Here is a 17,302-nt window from a genome sequence, read left to right on the forward strand (position 1 = left end):
TCACACCGCCTCCTTTACAGCATGGGCGCCCTGTAGCCCCTTGCGCGCGGCCGGGTGCACCAGCACGCGGAAAGCACTCTTCTGCGCCAGGCTGTAGAAGTCATGGGCGAAGTCGTCGAGGTCCGCGGCCTTGAGCTTGAGGCTGCGCAAAAAATAGTTGTAAACCAGCACCGCGGGAACGGCCACGGCGATCCCGACGCCGGTGGCGACCAGTGCCGCGCCGATCGGCCCCGCGACTGTTTCCAGGCTGGCCGAACCGGCCGCGCTGATGCCCTTGAGCGCTTCCATGATCCCCCACACGGTGCCGAACAGGCCGATGAACGGCGACGTACTGCCAATACTCGCGACCACAGCCAGGCCACTTTCGAGTGAGCGGCGCTCGCGTACGATCTGCTGGCGCAGGGCGCGTTCCAGGCGATCCTGATGGTTGATGGCATGGGCCAGATCACTAGGGCCGTGACCCTCGCTGGTGTGCAGCGCGGCATAGCCGGCCTGGGCTACGCGAGCAGCGGCGCCGGGCTCGCTCTGGCTAAGCTCGGCGCCGGCTTCCAGGTCAGGCGCGGCCCAGAACCCTTTGAGAAAGCGCCGGTCTTGCCCTTTGAGGCGGGCGAACTGTGCGGCCTTGAGCAGGGCCAGGCCCCAGGTGATCACCGAAAAACCGATCAGCAGCCAGATAACGGTGCTTTCGACAGAAGCGGTAGGGGATGCAAGTGTCATGGAAACTGTCCTCGAAAAGGGTACGCGGGTTCAGCGGATCTTGAAGTCGATAGGCACGGCCACCCAGCCTTCCACAGGCTGGCCGCCCTGCTTGGCGGGTACGAAAGTCCAGCGCTTGACGGCCGCCACGGCGGCGTCATCGAGCTGTTGGCGCCCTGCGCTTTGTTGCACCTGGATTTCGGCCGGGCTGCCGCTGGGCAATACATGCACCCGCAGCAGCACGGTGCCTTCCCAATTGCGGCGCTGGGCCAGCGCCGGGTACTCGGGCGCCGGGTTTTTCAGGTAGCCGGCACTGGCCGACGGCGGTGTTACAGGGGCTGGCGCAGGCGGTGCGGCGGGCGCGGCCACCGGAGCGGGCGCGGGCGCCACAGGTGGCGGCGCTGGCGCAGGTTTCGCGACCTCCGGCGGCGGTGCCTTGGGTGGCGGCTTTATCACAGGCTTTGGCTTGGGTACCGGCTTTGGGGCGGGCTTGGCGGCCAGTTCATCCACCAGAGGGGGTGGCGGCTCCACAACCGGCGGCGGAGGCGGTGGCGGCACGGGCGGAGGTTGCTCCACGGGTGGCGCGGGCCGGCTGAATTCAATCGTCATCGGCGGTATTTCAGGCGGCACCACGGGTAGTACAGGCGTGGGCGTTTGCAACGCCCAGTACACCACCCCTCCATGGAGCGCGGCGGCCAGCCCGGCCAGCAGCCAGGCTTCCCGGCGGCTGGTGGGCAAGCGCGGCACCGCTTGCAGCCTTAACTGTGCCAACGCCGCAGGCGCTGCCCGCCCGCTGCCTTTGGAAGGCACCGGGAAGTCGGGCTGAGCAGGCGGCGCAGCGCGAGCAGCTGAATGAACGTTCGCCATTGAAAAGGCTCCTTGGCTGGCTATGCGCAGCGATGATGGAGCGAAGGCGTTATCTCTCGAAGGAACCAAAATCACTGAATTGATAACCTGCAGGCATAAGCGAAGAGCGTAGTCATGCTCAAACCGCCGGATTACGGGAACTGGAGCGCCGAGGGTTTACAGCCCTATGCCCTCTGGGCATTCAAAAAATGCCCAACAGGCATAGGCCATGATCGATCTGGGTAACACCGGGCGCGAGCCCGGGAATAACTGACGCCAAAGGACATTTCGCTGGCTGCGCCAGCTACTGCGGTGTGAAAAGGTTATAAGAAGCTACTTCTTGATTATTGGACGGCATAACCGATGAACGGCAGCATGCCGGCCGTTAGCGCTAACCATCGGCCCTTGCTACTCGCACGAGCGAATGCCCCGAAGCGCTGGCACCAGTAGCGGTCGACGAACCGCGGCGCCACGGCATTCATTCGAGCGAATACAACATGCAAAGCATTTATGGGGACACCTTCAACCCGTCACAGCTGGCCCAGGCGATCTGCGCCGTGCTGGCCCTTGGGGCCATGCCACTGGCCAGCGCGGCGAGCGATACCGCCACTGACCAGCCAACCGCCGAGCCGAAGCTGCAGGCCGTGACCGTGACCGCCACCCGCCGGGAAGAGACGCTGCAGGCGGTACCGGTGGCCGTCACGGTGGTGGATGGCGAACAACTGGAGCGTGACAACCGCAACGGCGTCGCCGCGCTGGCCCAGCAGGTGCCTACCCTCAACTTCCGCACCAACGCCTCCAACAAAGACACCGCGCTGTTCATCCGTGGTGTAGGCACTATTTCCACTTCGCCGGGTGTGGAACCTACGGTCGCAACTGTGATTGATGGTGTTGTCTACGGCCGCCCGGGCCAGGCCACGCTGGACCTGCTGGACCTCGAACGCGTGGAAGTATTACGCGGCCCGCAAGGCACCCTGTTCGGCAAGAACGCGTCGGCCGGGGTGCTGAACATCGTGACCAAGGCACCCGAGGAAGCCTTCCACGGCTACCTCGACCAAGGCTGGTACACCGGCAACGAAAGCCGTACCCGCTTCGGCATTGGCGGCGCGTTGATTCCCGGCGTGTTGAAAGGCTCGCTTACAACCCTGGTGAGCAGCTACGACGGCAACGTCGACAACAAGGCCAACGGCCAGGAGGTCAACGGTTACAACCACCGTGGCGCGCGCGGCAAGCTCGAATTCACCCCCAATGACGACCTCACGGTTACGCTGGCCGCCGACTACATGACCGCCCATGACGACGCGGCCAATGGTGTGATCAGCCAGGTGCTGACCCCAGCCTTTGGTACCGCACTGGCGCCGGTGTCTGCCAGCAGCCACAACCAGAACATCGTCAGTGATTACCGCAGCCACGTGGAGGACACCAACAAGGGCCTCTCGGCGCAGGTGGACTATGCGTTGGGCGATTTCACCCTCACGTCCATCACCGCCTGGCGCGGCTGGGACAACACCCAGTGGCAGGATGGCGACCGCTTGGCCACTGTCAGCACCGCCTACCCGGGCACCGAGGACAAGGGCGAGTTGAGCTACGACCAGTACAGCCAGGAGCTGCGCCTGGCCTCGCCCAAAGGGCAATTCGCCGAGTACGTGACGGGGCTGTATTACATGCACGCCAAAGACGACGAAACCTACCGGCGCGACCTGGTCACCCCCACCGTGACCCAGCGAGGCGTGGCCGACTACGGCACTACCAGCGACAGTGTGGCGGCCTTCGGTGAAACCACCCTGCACTTCACGCCGCGGTTGCGCGGCATCGTCGGCCTGCGCTTTACCCACGATTACCTCGCCTACGACCATCGCCGCGTGTCCACATCTGCCACTACAGTGAGCGGCATCCAGCCGGGTACCCGCAGCGAGGGTTCGGTGGACGAAGACGGTTGGTCGGGCCGGCTGGGTGTGCAGTACGACCTTACCGACAACGTGATGAGCTACCTCACCTATTCGCGGGGGTACAAGGGCCCTGCCTACAATGTGTTCTTCAACATGCAGCCGCGGGACACCGACGCGCTCAAGCCCGAAACCTCCAACACCTGGGAGCTGGGCATCAAGGCCACCGCCTGGAACGATCGCCTCACCGCCAACGCCGCGCTGTTCCACAGCGATTACGACAACTACCAGGCTAACTTCTACGACACGGTGGCCGGCCAAGTGGTGACGCGCCTGATCAACGCCGGCAGCGTTACCACCCAAGGCGCCGAGCTGGACCTGGCCGTGCAGGCCACGCGCCAGCTGAAACTTTCCGCAGCGCTGGCCTACACCCATGCCCGTATTGACGCGTTCGCCTGCCCGGCCGGCGCGGCAGCGTCCTGCAACGTGGATGGCAAGCCCCTGCCCTTCGCCCCGGACTGGAAAAGCTACGCCCGCGCCGACTACACCATCCCCTTGGATAACGGCCTGGACATCGAACTGGGCACCGACTACAGCTGGCAAAGCGAAGTGCAGTACGACATCAGCCAGAACCCAGAGACCAAGCAGGGCGCCTACGGCATCTGGAACGCCAGCGCTGCCCTCGCCGATTACAACAACGGCTGGCGCGTGGCACTGCTGGGCAAAAACCTTGCGGACAAGTCCTATTCGCCACTGCTGGCCAGCGGCACCGGTTATATCTACCGGGCCGTGGCGCGGGACGATCGCCGTTACTTCGGCGTTCAAGTACGCAAGGATTTCTAGCCTATGTCACGCTCCGATCGCCAACTGAGCCTTGGCGCGTTTCTCATGGCCACGGGGCATCACCTCGCAGCCTGGCGCCACCCCACGGTGCCCGCGGATGCGGGCCTGGACATCACCCACTATCGCCACCTGGCCCGGGTTGCCGAGGCAGCGTGCTTCGATTTGCTGTTCGTGGCCGACAGCGTGGCCGCCGCCACCGGGGGCATCGCCAGCCGCATGGCCCGCTCGGACCACTTCGAGCCCCTCACGCTGCTGTCGGCGCTCAGTGGCGCTACCGAGCGCATCGGCCTGGTGGCCACCGTAACCACCAGTTACAACGAGCCCTACCACGTGGCGCGCAAGTTCGCTTCGCTCGATCACTTGTCAGGCGGGCGTTCGGGCTGGAACCTGGTGACCTCCGATGCGGCGGCCGAGGCGTTCAATTTCGGCCGCGACGCCCACTGGGGCCATGCCGAGCGTTACCAGCGCGCCGAGGAATTTCACCAGGTAGTGACCGGTTTGTGGGACAGCTGGGCCGATGATGCCTTCGTGCGCAACAAGGACAGCGGCCAGTACTACCAGCCTGAGCGCGTGCGAACCCTCGACCATGCGGGCCCGCATTTTCAGGTGAAGGGCCCACTCAATGTGGCGCGTTCACCCCAAGGTCGGCCGGTGGTCTTTCAGGCGGGTGCGTCCGAAGCAGGCCGGGCGCTGGCGGCGCGAACAGCGGAGGTAGTCTTCACCGCGCAGCCAGACCTGCCTTCGGCCCAGCGCTTTTACGCCGACGTGAAGGGCCGGCTGGCCGCTCATGGGCGCACTGAAGATTCACTGAAAATCATGCCGGGCGTGTACGTGATCGTTGCCGAGTCGCAAAGCCAGGCACGGGAAACCCATGAGCAGCTGCAGGCCCTGGTGGAGCCTGAAGTAGGCATTGCCCTGCTGGGCCGCATGCTGGGTAACTTCGACCTTTCGGGCTATCCACCGGATGGCCCGCTGCCCGAGCTGCCGCTGACCGATTCCGGCCAGCGCAGCCGCCAGCAACTGCTCATGCAACTGGCCGACAGCGAAGGCCTCACGCTCGCTCAACTCGGCCGGCGGATCGCCGGCGGTCGAGGCCACTTGAGCCTGATTGGCACTCCAACGCAGGTCGCGGATCAGATGCAGGCCTGGTTCGAAGGCCGTGCTGCCGATGGCTTCAATTTGCTGTTGCCCTATCTGCCATGTGGGCTGGAAGACGTGGCTCGGCTGCTTGTGCCCGAACTCCAGCGGCGCGGGCTGTTCCGCCAGGCCTACACTGGGAAAACCTTGCGCCACCACCTGGGGCTGGCGCGCCCGGTGAACCGGCACTTTCTGTGAAACCTCATAAAAAAGGACGCACATGACTTACCTTGCTTCTGCTGACCGTTACGAACGCATCCCTTACCGCCGCGTGGGCCGCAGCGGCCTGGTGCTGCCCGCCCTGTCGCTGGGCCTGTGGCACAACTTTGGCGACAGCACGCCGATCGAGCGCCAACGCGCCATGCTCCGCACGGCCTTCGACCTTGGCATCAACCACTTCGACCTGGCGAATAACTACGGCCCACCCTACGGCAGCGCCGAGATCAACTTTGGTCGCCTGTTGCGCGAAGATTTCAGCGCCTACCGTGACGAACTGATCATCTCCACCAAGGCCGGCTGGGATATGTGGCCAGGGCCGTACGGCCAGGGCGGCGGCTCGCGCAAATACGTGCTGGCCAGCCTGGACCAGAGCCTCAAGCGCATGGGCGTGGATTACGTGGACATCTTCTATTCCCACCGTTTCGACCCGGACACGCCGCTGGAAGAAACTGCCAGCGCCCTGGCGACCGCCGTACAGCAAGGCAAGGCATTGTATGTGGGCATCAGCTCGTACTCTGGTAGCAAAACCCGCGAAATGGCCGCCTTGCTCGCGGACTGGAAGGTGCCGCTGCTGATTCATCAGCCCGCCTACAACCTGCTCAATCGCTGGGTAGAAAAGGACCTGCTGGAGGCCACGGATGAGCTTGGCGCCGGAGTGATCGCGTTCACGCCCCTGGCTCAGGGCCTGCTTACAGACAAGTACCTCAATGGCATTCCTGGCGACGCCCGGGTGAACCAACCCGGAGGCCAGTCCTTGCGGGCCGACCACCTGTCCGAGGACAACCTGGCCCATGTGCGCGCGCTCAACGAGATCGCCAAGGCTCGCGACCAGAGCCTGGCGCAACTGGCCCTGGCATGGACACTGCGTGATCCTCGCGTGACCAGTGCCCTGATCGGCGCCAGCCGGCCGGAGCAGATCATCGAAAACGTGGCCGCGCTAGAGCGCCTGGACTTCACTGCCGAGGAACTGGCCGAAATCGACCGCTTCGCCGTCGAAGGCAAGATCAACCTCTGGGAAAAGCCATCGACCGCCGAATGAACATCCGAACCCTCATCACTGTAACTGCGGTTGTCCTGGGCCTGGGGGCCCAGGCTGCCAACGCCGATACAGCGGCACCGCAAGCCTTGCGAATCGGCTATCAGAAAGGCTCCGTCGCGCTGGTACTGGCCAAGGAACACCATTTATTGGAAGAGCGATTTCCCGGCACGCAGGTGCAGTGGCTGGAGTTTCCGGCCGGGCCGCAGATGCTCGAGGCCTTGAACATTGGTAGCCTGGACGTAGCGTCAACGGGTGATATACCGCCGCTGTTCGCTCAGGCCGCCGGCGCCGACCTGGTGTACATCGGCGCCGAGCCCGCCAAGCCTGCGGCAGAAACGCTGTTGGTGCCTACCGACAGCCCCATCCACAGCGTGGCTGAACTCAAGGGTCACAAGGTGGCGCTGCAGAAGGGCTCCAGTTCGCACAACCTGGTGCTGCGCGCATTGGCCAAGGCGGGGCTGGCGTTTACCGACATTACCCCGGTATACCTCAGCCCGGCCGACGCCCACGCGGCATTTGACCAAGGCAGCGTAGACGCCTGGGCGATCTGGGACCCGTATGCCTCGTTGGCGTTGGCCGAAGGCAAGGCGCGCTTGCTGGCCAATGGTGAAGGGCTTGGGCTCAACGGCCCGCTGTACACGGCCCGCCGGGCGTACGCCGAAGCAAGTCCAGCTTTTATCACGGCCTTGCTGGGTAGCCTCACAGACGCCGAAGCCCTCACCCGCACCCAGCGGGAAGAGAGCCTGGATATCCTCACCCGCAGCATGGGGCTGCACAGAGACGTGGTTGCCCACTACATCGACAACCGCCCGCCGTCCCCGGTCGGCCCGGTTACCCCTGCGGTAGTGGCCACGCAACAGCAAACGGCGGACCTGTTTTTTGCAGCGCACCTGCTGCCACGCAAGCTGAATGTGGAACAGGTGGCCCGTTAGGGTCTAACGCACCCGCACCGCAATACGGCCGCCCTTCATGGTGGCGGCCAGTTGCCTGGGCAGGTCGGCCACGAGAAATTCCCGCGGGTGCCCCAGCACTTCATTGAACGGAATGCCGAAGCCCACCAGCGCGGGGGTGCGCTCGTTCAGCTCGACGTCGATGGTGTTGTGTTTCCTGCTCGCTGCGGTCGCCATGCCGCCTCCCTTCGTTCAACCTTGATTGCTCTCAACCAAGGTATCGGCGGGAGGGGCGCTGCGCTGCAGACCGATTATCGGACCGGCCCCGCCGCTTCCCACAGGCCGACTGCGCGGGCTTTAGGAGACGGGGGTCCGGCCATCCGGCGAAGCCGAAGGCGTAGCTCGCGAAACGCTCACGCCACCGGATCGTGACTCACCCCCAGCAACTCCACATTCGCCGGACTGGCATCGGCAAAGATGAAGTTGTCCGCACCGGGTAAGTCATCGGCATCTCCGAAGATCTTCACTTCGAACCGTCGGCCCTGGGCGTCGGCGTCCAGGCTGCGCAGGTAGATGCGGTCCGGGTTGCTGTCGGTGATCAGCTGCAGGGTGCCGTCGTGGCCGTTGCCAAGGCCTGTGAAGCCCAGGGCCGAGACGTCGATCTTGTCTTCGTACACCGAGAAGTTGGACAGCGTGTCGGTGAACAGCTGGCTACCGCTGCGGTAGCTGTCGCCCGTGCTGGTGTAGCGGTAAATGTCCTCGCCGGGATCGCCCGCCAACGTGTCCCCGCCTGCGCCGCCGATAAACACGTCGTCACCCACGCCACCGCGCAGGGTATCCGCGCCGTCGCCACCCTTGAGTACGTTATCCCCGGAGTTGCCCACGATCACGTCGCGGCCGCTGGTGCCGGTGTAGGTGAGGTCCTGGGTAGGCGCGCTACTGGTGGCTACGCTGTTATCGGTGTGGGCGAAGATCACGCTGGTGTCTGTAAGGTCCGACACATGGTCGCCCTGTAGCAGGATCTCAAAGTGTTTGCCGTCCGCATCTTCCTGGTAGCTCTTGAGCACGGTTTTCTCGCCATCGGCGCTGCGCACCACCTTGAGGGTAGTACCACTGCCGTTGCCAAACCCGGTGAAACCCAGCGCACTTAGGTCGATCTGGTCGCCTGCGCTGCCGTCGAAGCTCACCAACGTGTCCCGGGTGACTGTGCCGTTGGCCACGTTGCTGCGCAGGCTGTCCGAAAGCTCGGTGTACACGAAGGTGTCCGCGCCATCGCCGCCATTGAGGGTATCGCCACCCACGCCACCTTGCAGCCGGTCATCGCCGCCGGCGCCGCTGAGGTTGTCGCGGTTGAGGGTGCCCACGATGGTTTCCGGCAACGCCAACCCGGTGTGGTAATCCATGCCGGTGGTCAGCCACTGGAAGCTGCCGGTGGTGAGGCTGGTGTAGTGGCCTTGCAAGCCCAGTTCGAAGCGATTGCCGCTGGCATCGGCGTCGTAGTTTTTCAGGTAAGTGACATCGCTGGCCGCGCTGTACACCAGCTTCACGGTGCTGCCGTGGCCATTGCCCAAACCGGTGAAACCCAGCGCAGTGAGGTCGAGCCGGTCCTGGCCCACGGTGAAATCGGTGATGCGGTCGGCATGGGTGGTGGTTGCATTCCGGTAGCTGTCCATCAGGCTGGTGATGCGAAACACATCCGCCCCCGCACCGCCGCTAAGCCGATCACTGCCCTCGCCGCCCACGAACGCATCGGCATTCGCGCCGCCCGCGAGGCGGTCGTTGCCGTCGCCGCCGTAGAGCTGGTCCCGCGTGATGTCACCGGTGAGGCGGTCTGCGCCATCGGTGCCGTATTGGAGGATGAAGTAATCGTTGTTCCGGTCAATGCTGTGCGCGCCGGTAACCGTGACCGCCCAGCTGGTGGTGGTGACCACGTTGTTTTCGATGGTGTTGTGGTCCCCAGAGTCGATCGGCTCGACAATGCCATAGAACGAATACTGGCCGCCGGTCACGATATTGCCGCTTACGGTGATGTTTTCAGCGATGGTCGCCGGGTTCCCCTCCCAGCCTTGCACGGCAATTTCGATCTGCCCTTCACCCTGAAGCGAGTTCCCGTGCACCTCGTTGTACGTGATCGACCCTTCCCGCGAGGTGTCGCTGGAGATCCCATACCAGCCGTTTGCGTAGGATTCCACGCCATTGACGGTGTAGCCTTCGACCCCTACCAGGTGCACGCCATTGTCGCCGTTGTCGTGCACTACCCCGCCATCGACGCTGGCAATGCTGGTATTGGCCAGCGAGCTGTCGCCTTCGTACAAGAGGATGCCGTCACGCCCGTTCCCGTAGGCGTCGCAGTCCCTGAGAACGATTTCGCCGCCGATGTTGAAACCGCTGCCGTTGTTGTTCAGCGCGACGGTGTCTTCAATGAAGCTGTTGTCCTGGCCATCGGCGAGCACCCCGTCCAGGCCGTTGCCACGGGCGATACAGCTGACCAGGTTGAAGGTATTGCCCAGCCCGCCCAGGTTGAAGCCGTTGCCGCTGGCGTTGGCCGCCTCCACGCCGGTAAGGAATACCGAGTCGTTGCCGCCGCTGTACCAGGCGTCGACCTGGCCAGTGCCGGCGGCGCCGTCGATGGTCAGGTTCGTAGCGCCAACGAACCCGCCATCGCCTACCCGCACGATGCCTTGCACGTCCTGAGCGCCGGCCGAAAGGGCGATCACCGTTTTGCCTATCCCGTCACCTTGAAGGAACACGCCGCTATCGAGCAGTAGACAACCCCCTTCGGCCGCCGAGCCAGGGCTCACCAGCCAGGTACCGGTGGGGAGGTATACCCGGCTGCCCTCCGATGCACTCGCGGCATCGATGGCCGCCTGGATTGCAGCCGTATCGTCGGTGACGCCGTCGCCCTTGGCGCCGAAATCTCGCACATCATAAACCGTTGCCATAGTGCCTCCTGTCCACGGAGCGTTCGCAACGAGAGGAACAGGCAGGTGAGCGCTGCGCGGTTGCCATTAAGCCTAGGCACCGCGTGCCGATGAAGCGGCTTTCACGACCAGCGGGCCCGGCCATGGGGCGCCAGGCTAAAGCGGCCGTGCCGGGCGATAAAAAAAACCGATACCCACAGTAATGCTTCGCAGACGACAAGCCCTGCGTCTGGCCATTACCTTGCCCTGACCGCCTTTTCCCAGGGCGAAGATGCCGGCGCTTCGACCGGTAGCACAACAATGACAATTCAGGGTGGCTTTCATGCAAACCAACGCACGTGTCGACGTGAAACAGTGGATCGACGACCGTCCCGTTTCGCCGCAACAATGGCTGGTGCTCGCGCTGTGCTTCTTCATCGTGCTATTCGATGGCGTGGACGTCGCCGTGATGGGCTTTATCGCACCTGCCCTGATGCAGGACTGGGGCCTGAGCAAGGCAGCCTTCGGCCCGGTGATGAGTGCGGCAATGTTCGGGCTGGCCGCTGGCGCCATGCTGGCCGGCCCTTACGCCGACCGCTTCGGTCGCAAGAAAGTGCTGCTGCTGGCGGTCACCTGTTTTGCCGTACTGAGCGTTGCCTGCGCCTTTGCCCGCAATCCTTATGAACTGGCCATCCTGCGATTCCTCACCGGTATCGGCCTGGGCGCGGCGATGCCCAACACCACCACCCTGCTCTCCGAATACCTGCCCGAGCGCTATCGCTCGCTGCTGATCACACTGATGTTCACCGGCTTCAACCTGGGCTCGGGTGCTGGCGGCTTCGTCGCGGCCTGGCTGCTGGGCACCCACGGCTGGCACTCGGTACTGATGGTGGGCGGGATCTTGCCGTTGCTGCTGGTCCCTTTCCTCTGGCTGTTCCTGCCAGAGTCGGCCCGCTTCCTGGTGGTCAAGGGCGCGCCTTCACAAGCCATCGCCAAGCTGCTCAACCGTATGGGCGGCCGCTTCACCGGCGCCGAGCAGTTCACGTCGCCAGAGCCTTCGGTGGTGCATCGCGCCCCGCTGAGCACACTGTTCAACGAGCGCTTCCGCATGGGCACGCTGGCCCTGTGGCTCACCTACTTCATGGGTTTGATGGTGATTTACCTCACCATGGGCTGGCTGCCGACCCTCATGAAAGAGTCCGGCATTTCAGTCGAGCAAGCCGCGCGCACTACCGGCCTGTTCCAAATCGGCGGCACCATCGGCGCGCTGGTAGTGGGCTTCATCATGGACCGTCGCCAGCCGAACCGCGTAATTGCCGGGGCTTACACCCTGGGCGCGCTATGCATCGCCTCGCTCGGCTTCGCCGGGCTGGAATCCACCCTGATGATGATCGGCGTGGCGGCGGCGGGCTTCTTCATGAGCGGCGCGCAAACCGGCCTCAACGCGTTCGCCCCGGGCTACTACCCTACTGAAGCACGCGCCACCGGCGTGAGCTGGATGCTGGGCGTTGGCCGCTTCGGCGCCATCTTCGGCTCGATCATTGGCGGCGTGGTACTGGCCATGGGGCTGAGCCTGGTGACCCTCTTCATCCTGCTTGGGGTGCCGGCGCTATTTGCCGCGCTGGCTATCCTGGCCAATGCCAAGGCCGCCCGACGCGCCTCGGCACAGGCCACACAAGCTGTTGTAACTCATTGATCCAAAGGAACTAGTCATGGCACGAATCATCGGCGGCCTCGCGGTCTCTCACACCCCCACCATCGGCTTTGCCGTGGATCACAACAAGCAACAGGATCCCGCGTGGGCGCCGATCTTCGAAAACTTCGGGCCCATCTGCAAATGGCTAGAAGAGCGCAAGCCGGACGTGCTGTTCTACATCTACAACGACCACGTGACCTCGTTCTTCTTCGACCACTACTCAGCGTTCGCGCTGGGTGTGGACGAGCGCTACGAAGTGGCGGACGAAGGCGGCGGGCCTCGCGACCTGCCCGCCATCGAAGGCCACGCGGCGTTGTCCCGGCACATCGGGCAAAGCCTGATGGCCGAAGAATTCGATATGTCGTTCTTCCGTGACAAGCCTATCGACCATGGCTTGTTCTCGCCGATGTCCGCCCTGCTGCCGCACACGGACGGCTGGCCGGTGAAAGTGGTGCCGCTGCAAATGGGCGTGTTGCAGTTCCCCATCCCCAGCGCCAGCCGCTGCTACAAGCTGGGCAAGGCGCTGCGCCGGGCGATCGAGAGTTTCCCGGAAGACATCGACGTGGCGATCGTGGCTACCGGCGGCGTGTCGCACCAGGTGCATGGCGAACGCTGCGGCTTCAACAATACCGAGTGGGACGCGCAGTTCCTCAGTTCACTGGTGCACGACCCTGAGCCGCTGACCCAGATGAGCATCGCCGAATTCGCTACCCTCGGTGGCCTGGAAGGCGCCGAAGTGGTGACCTGGTTGATCATGCGCGGCGCGCTGTCGGCCAACGTGGACCTGCTGCACCACGGCTACTACCTGCCGTCGATGACCGGCATTGCCACTTTGATTCTGGAAAACCAGGCCCGCCCACTGCCGGTGGACCTGGCCGAACGCTACCGTGCCAAGGCCGGTGAGCAGCTCAAGGGCATCGAGGCGCTGGAAGGCACGTATCCCTTCGACCTGGCTCGCAGCGCCAAGGGCTACCGGCTGAACCGCTTCCTTCACCAGTTGATCAAGCCTGAGTTCCGCGAACGCTTCCGCGAGGAGCCCGAAGCCCTCTTCGCTGAGCATGAACTGAGCGACGAAGAACGCGAACTCGTGCGCCGCCGCGACTGGCGCGGGATGATTCACTACGGCGTGATCTTCTTCCTGCTGGAAAAGCTCGGCGCCGTGGTGGGCACCACCAACCTGCACATCTACGCTCACATGCGCGGGCAGAGCCTGGAAGACTTCCAGGCCACCCGTAATCAGAAAGTGCTGTATTCAGTGGCGGGCAAAGAACCGGCGAAGCCCTGAGGCACGGTTGGCGAGTCCATCGCCCGGCCCACCGGCCGTCTATTTACCCCCGTTTTTGACCGCGCTCCACACCCGGGTGCGCAGGCGGTCGGTTTGCATGGGCATGGACTGCAGCACGAACAGCTTCTGCATCACGCTTTGCGGCGGGTACACCATCGGGTTGTTGCGGATGTCCGGGTTCACCAGTGGTTCGGCGGCGGCGTTGCCGTTGGCGTACTGCACATGGTTGCTGATCTCGGCCATCACGTCAGGCTGCAACAGGTAGTTCATGAAGGCATAGCCCGCAGCTTCATCCGGCGCGTCGGCGGGCATGGCGACCATGTCGAACCACATGGGTGAGCCTTCCTTGGGGATCACATAGGCAATGTGCTGGCCATTGCCTGCCTCCTGGGCCCGGGACGCGGCCTGCATCACGTCACCGGAGAAACCGACCACCACGCACACGTCTCCGTTGGCCAGGTCCCCGGTGTACTTGGAACTGTGGAAGTAGCTTATATAGGGCCGCACGTTCATCAGCAGGGCCTGGGCCTTGTCGTAGTCGGCCTTTTTTTCGCTGTGGTGCGGCAGGCCGAGGTAGTTGAGCGCGATCGGGAGGATCTCCGGGCCGTTGTCCAGGAAGGCCACGCCGCACTTTGCCAGCTTTTGCATGTTTTCGGGCTTGAACACCAGGTCCCAGGAATCCACCGGCACATCGCCTAGCACCGCTTTCACCTTGTCGATGTTGTAACCAATTCCGGTGCTGCCCCACAGGTACGGGAAGCCGTAGCGGTTGCCGGGGTCGTTGGCTTCGAGTGCCTTCATCAAAGTGGGGTTGAGGTTCTTCCAGTTCGGCAACTTGCTCCGGTCCAGTGGCTTGAGTGCGTTGGCGGTGATCTGATGCGCCATGAAGTGGTTGGATGGGAACACCACGTCATAGCCCGAATGGCCGGCCATCAGCTTGGCGTCGAGCATTTCATTGCTGTCGTAGAGGTCGTACTGGGTGGGGTGGCCAGTGCTGGCGGTGAACGCCTGCAGGGTGTTCGGAGCGATGTAACTGCTCCAGTTATAGATCTTCACCGTGTCTGCCGCCTGGGCGGCAGCGCTCACGAGCAACAAGGGGGCGATCAACTTAAACATGCAAATACCTCAACCTTTTTTCTAAGCGTTATGGAAGGGGCAGTCAGAAAATCAGCACGTAACTCTTGCGAACGGTCTCTTTTACGTCCCAGATGCCCGTTGTGTTCGCAGGGAACATCAACGCGTCGCCGGCCTGGATCTCGATGGGCGCCCCTTCATCTGGCGTGAAGGTGCAGCGCCCCTGAATGAAATGGCAAAACTCCTGTTGGGTGATCTGCCGGCGCCAGCGGCCAGGTGAGCACTCCCACACACCCGCTTCCACGCCGTCGCTACGCTCAACGCCATGGCTCGCCACCTTGGCCACGGGCTCGCCCAGTGGCAGGCCTACAGGGCTGGCTTCGCCAAGCGGGAACGTAGCGGTGTTGAGAAAATGTTCGATCGTCATGCGAAGGGCTCCTTGGTGTGCATCAGGCCTTCCATGGCGCCGGCCAGGCGCTCGGCCAAGTGGCGACGCCAGGGTGGGGTATCAGGGTTGGCAAGCACGCGGTCTTCAAGCACGAAACTGCGGATGATCGCGTTGTAGCCCAGCCAGCGTAGGGGCTCGGGTTCCCAGCGAGGCAACGAAGCGATGGTGCGGTCCGGGAAGGCCCACGGCTGGCGGGTAAGCAAGGTGTCGCGGCCAAGGATCAGGTCGGCCAGCGTGCGCCCGCCCAGGTTGCTGGCGCCCACGCCCTCTCCGCCGTACCCACCGGCAAGCGCGACCCGCTGGCGACAGTCGGCCAGCATGTGTGGCTGGAAGCGCCGCGCCACGCCCAGGTTGCCGCCCCAGGCATGGGTCAACCGCACGTTGCGCAGCATCGGGAACAAGTCACCAAACAACTGCTGACGCAGCGCTCGCTCGCTCGCCGTGAGGTTGAAATCCTGCCGTAAACGCCCGCCAAAGCGGTAACCGCCACGGGCGCCGAACACCAGGCGGTTGTCATGGGTGCGCTGGCCATACGTCACTTGCCGGCTGTTTTCGCTGAAGGCCTGGCCGTGGCTTAGGCCGATCTGCGCCCACACGTCGGCTGGCAAAGGCTCGGTCGCCACGATCAGGCTTTGCGCGGCCACCAAATGGTTATTCAGTGGCGGAAGATCGCTGGAGTAACCCTCCACGGCGGGCACCACCCAATCCGCTTTTACCCGCGCGTTGGCGGTGGTCGCCTCGCCCGCTTGCCAGCGCAGCACCGGGCTTTGCTCGAAAATGCGCACGCCCAGGCTTTCCACCACACGGGCAAGGCCGCGCACCAGTTTGGCGGGCTGAATGGTTGCACAATGGGGCGAATACAGGCCGCCGTACGCGTTGGCGACGTTAAGCTGCTCGCGCAGTGCCTGGGGGCTGAGCCAGGTGTAATCCGCCTCGCCCAGGCCTTGCTTGCGGTAATCGTCCAACATCTCCCGCAAGCGACGTTCCTGCTCGGGGTAGCGGGCCGCGGCGTACAACACGCCGCCCTTGCGCAGGTCGCAGTCGATGCCTTCATCCGTGCACACCCTGGCCACTTCGTCCGGGATGCCATGCAGTAACTGGAAGCTTTCGGCGCGGGCAGCGGGCGTCAGGCCGCTCAACAGGCGGTCCTCGCCCAGCAGGTTGCCCATCAGCCAGCCACCGTTACGGCCCGATGCGCCGAAACCGGCGATCTGGGCTTCCAGCATAACGATGTTTAAGGAGGGGGCCTGGCGCTTGAGGTAATAGGCCGTCCACAGGCCGGTAAAGCCGGCGCCGATGATCGCCACATCCGCCTGAATGTCCTCAGTCAGCGGGGCCCGCGGCTGCAGCGGCTCCCCCAACTGATCCATCCATAAACTCACTCCACGCCACCCACTCATCCCGCACCTCACTCGTTGGTTCGGCGAGGAGTGTAAGCAGCCGCTTCGCTGCCTGTCTTATCTGCGGGTACGCGTACAATTCGCCTTGAGCCAGGCCTTGGGGGTGCAGCCGGTATGGGCGCGGAAGGTCTTGTAGAACGCCGAGGTGGAATTGAAACCCGCGCTGGCGGCCAATTCATCCACAGCGGCCCCCGCACCTTCCTCGGCCAGGCGCCGCAGCAGGTACGCCAGCCGCGCCTGATTCACGTAGCGGTAGAAGCTTTGGCCAAGCACCTGATTGAGCAGGTAAGACATCTGGTTACGGCTGTACCCCGTGGCGGCGGCGACGGCCTGCAGGTCCAGCTCAGGATCGAGAAACGGCTGCTGGCGTTGGAAGTAGTCGTCCAGGTCGCGCGCCATATAGCTCAGCTGCCGCGGGGACAGCCCTAGCTTGCTGATCGCCGGGGCCCGGCTGCCTTGGCTGGCGCCCGGTGCTTCACGCACCAGGGAGGCGTATTCGTTGATACGCCAGATCAGCCCTTCTAGCACGGTAATCGCCTCGCTGGACCGGAACACCACGCGCTGCCCCCCACCCTGGAGCGCGGTCTGGTACTGGATAAACGCAGTGTCCCCATCCACCCGAATGCGATCGGTGTGCTCCAGGTATTCATCGGGGTGGCGTGGGAGGGTTTGGGTGACGTAGGCGCGCAAGTCCTGAAGGGCCAAGGTGCGGTTCTGGAAGAAGTCGTTGTACTGGATGTCCGGATGGTACAGCGCAAGGATCGCCTCCAGGTCACGGTGTTTCCAGGCCATGTGATAGGCCAGAACGGTGGATTGGGTCTGGAGCGCGCTTGCGTCTGGCATCTGCTGTGCGTTCATTCAAAACGGAAGGGGTATGCGAAGTATGCCTCATCGGCGGCATGGCCTGACATTCACTCATAAATTGCATGTTGGATATCTGAGG

Annotated in this window: 14 protein-coding genes; 6 read left to right on the top strand and 8 right to left on the bottom strand. The window is 63.8% G+C overall.

The window, feature by feature from the left end; genetic code table 11:
- On the bottom strand, nt 1-717 hold the full coding sequence (locus tag LG385_RS10920; protein WP_225774299.1) for a MotA/TolQ/ExbB proton channel family protein: 717 nt from the start codon (nt 715-717) through the stop codon (nt 1-3).
- Nucleotides 718-747: 30 nt separating this feature from the next.
- Nucleotides 748-1,563 (bottom strand): energy transducer TonB, encoded by an 816-nt coding sequence (locus LG385_RS10925; protein ID WP_225774300.1) that lies wholly within the window; start codon nt 1,561-1,563, stop codon nt 748-750.
- Nucleotides 1,564-2,117: 554 nt separating this feature from the next.
- On the opposite strand from LG385_RS10925, the gene LG385_RS10930 reads away from it, so the two are divergent.
- Genes LG385_RS10930 through LG385_RS10945 form a run of 4 tightly spaced genes read left to right on the top strand, consistent with a single transcriptional unit; the run spans nt 2,118 to nt 7,598 of the window.
- Nucleotides 2,118-4,271: a TonB-dependent receptor gene (locus LG385_RS10930; protein WP_413247375.1), complete on the top strand. Its 2,154-nt coding sequence runs from the start codon at nt 2,118-2,120 to the stop codon at nt 4,269-4,271.
- A gap of 3 nt (nt 4,272-4,274) precedes the next feature.
- Nucleotides 4,275-5,606, top strand: a complete 1,332-nt coding sequence (locus LG385_RS10935; protein ID WP_225774302.1) for an LLM class flavin-dependent oxidoreductase — start codon at nt 4,275-4,277, stop codon at nt 5,604-5,606.
- 22 nt (nt 5,607-5,628) lie between these two features.
- Nucleotides 5,629-6,666, top strand: a complete 1,038-nt coding sequence (gene mgrA / locus LG385_RS10940) for an L-glyceraldehyde 3-phosphate reductase (protein ID WP_225774303.1) — start codon at nt 5,629-5,631, stop codon at nt 6,664-6,666.
- Nucleotides 6,663-7,598 (top strand): aliphatic sulfonate ABC transporter substrate-binding protein, encoded by a 936-nt coding sequence (locus LG385_RS10945; RefSeq protein WP_225774304.1) that lies wholly within the window; start codon nt 6,663-6,665, stop codon nt 7,596-7,598. The genes mgrA and LG385_RS10945 overlap by 4 nt, the downstream gene beginning before the upstream one ends.
- 3 nt (nt 7,599-7,601) lie before the next feature.
- On the opposite strand, the gene LG385_RS10950 is transcribed toward LG385_RS10945, so the two are convergent.
- Complete coding sequence (locus LG385_RS10950) at nt 7,602-7,793, bottom strand: hypothetical protein (RefSeq protein ID WP_181114024.1); 192 nt, start codon at nt 7,791-7,793, stop codon at nt 7,602-7,604.
- A gap of 176 nt (nt 7,794-7,969) precedes the next feature.
- Complete coding sequence (locus tag LG385_RS10955; protein ID WP_225774305.1) at nt 7,970-10,498, bottom strand: glycosyl hydrolase family 28-related protein; 2,529 nt, start codon at nt 10,496-10,498, stop codon at nt 7,970-7,972.
- A 301-nt stretch (nt 10,499-10,799) separates the two neighbouring features.
- Here LG385_RS10955 and LG385_RS10960 point away from each other — a divergent pair, with 301 nt between their 5' ends.
- Together LG385_RS10960 and LG385_RS10965 are read left to right on the top strand one after the other, a co-directional pair.
- The gene (locus tag LG385_RS10960) at nt 10,800-12,152 is read left to right on the top strand and encodes an MFS transporter (protein WP_181122061.1); all 1,353 of its coding nucleotides are present in this window, start codon (nt 10,800-10,802) and stop codon (nt 12,150-12,152) included.
- 16 nt (nt 12,153-12,168) lie between these two features.
- Nucleotides 12,169-13,437 (top strand): gallate dioxygenase, encoded by a 1,269-nt coding sequence (locus LG385_RS10965; RefSeq protein WP_225774306.1) that lies wholly within the window; start codon nt 12,169-12,171, stop codon nt 13,435-13,437.
- A 39-nt stretch (nt 13,438-13,476) separates the two neighbouring features.
- Here the strand turns inward: LG385_RS10965 and LG385_RS10970 are convergent, their stop codons facing one another.
- From LG385_RS10970 to LG385_RS10985, 4 genes are read right to left on the bottom strand one after another with little or no spacing between them, the layout of a single operon-like run.
- The gene (locus LG385_RS10970) at nt 13,477-14,553 is read right to left on the bottom strand and encodes a polyamine ABC transporter substrate-binding protein (RefSeq protein ID WP_225774307.1); all 1,077 of its coding nucleotides are present in this window, start codon (nt 14,551-14,553) and stop codon (nt 13,477-13,479) included.
- 43 nt (nt 14,554-14,596) lie between these two features.
- Nucleotides 14,597-14,938, bottom strand: a complete 342-nt coding sequence (locus LG385_RS10975; RefSeq protein WP_225774308.1) for a cupin domain-containing protein — start codon at nt 14,936-14,938, stop codon at nt 14,597-14,599.
- Complete coding sequence (locus tag LG385_RS10980) at nt 14,935-16,359, bottom strand: NAD(P)/FAD-dependent oxidoreductase (protein ID WP_225774309.1); 1,425 nt, start codon at nt 16,357-16,359, stop codon at nt 14,935-14,937. The genes LG385_RS10975 and LG385_RS10980 overlap by 4 nt, the downstream gene beginning before the upstream one ends.
- Nucleotides 16,360-16,416: 57 nt before the next feature.
- Complete coding sequence (locus LG385_RS10985) at nt 16,417-17,217, bottom strand: helix-turn-helix domain-containing protein (protein WP_413247320.1); 801 nt, start codon at nt 17,215-17,217, stop codon at nt 16,417-16,419.
- Nucleotides 17,218-17,302 lie beyond the last annotated feature (85 nt).

It is taken from the genome of Pseudomonas sp. Marseille-Q5115 (genome assembly GCF_916618905.1).
GTDB lineage: Bacteria > Pseudomonadota > Gammaproteobacteria > Pseudomonadales > Pseudomonadaceae > Aquipseudomonas > Aquipseudomonas japonica_A.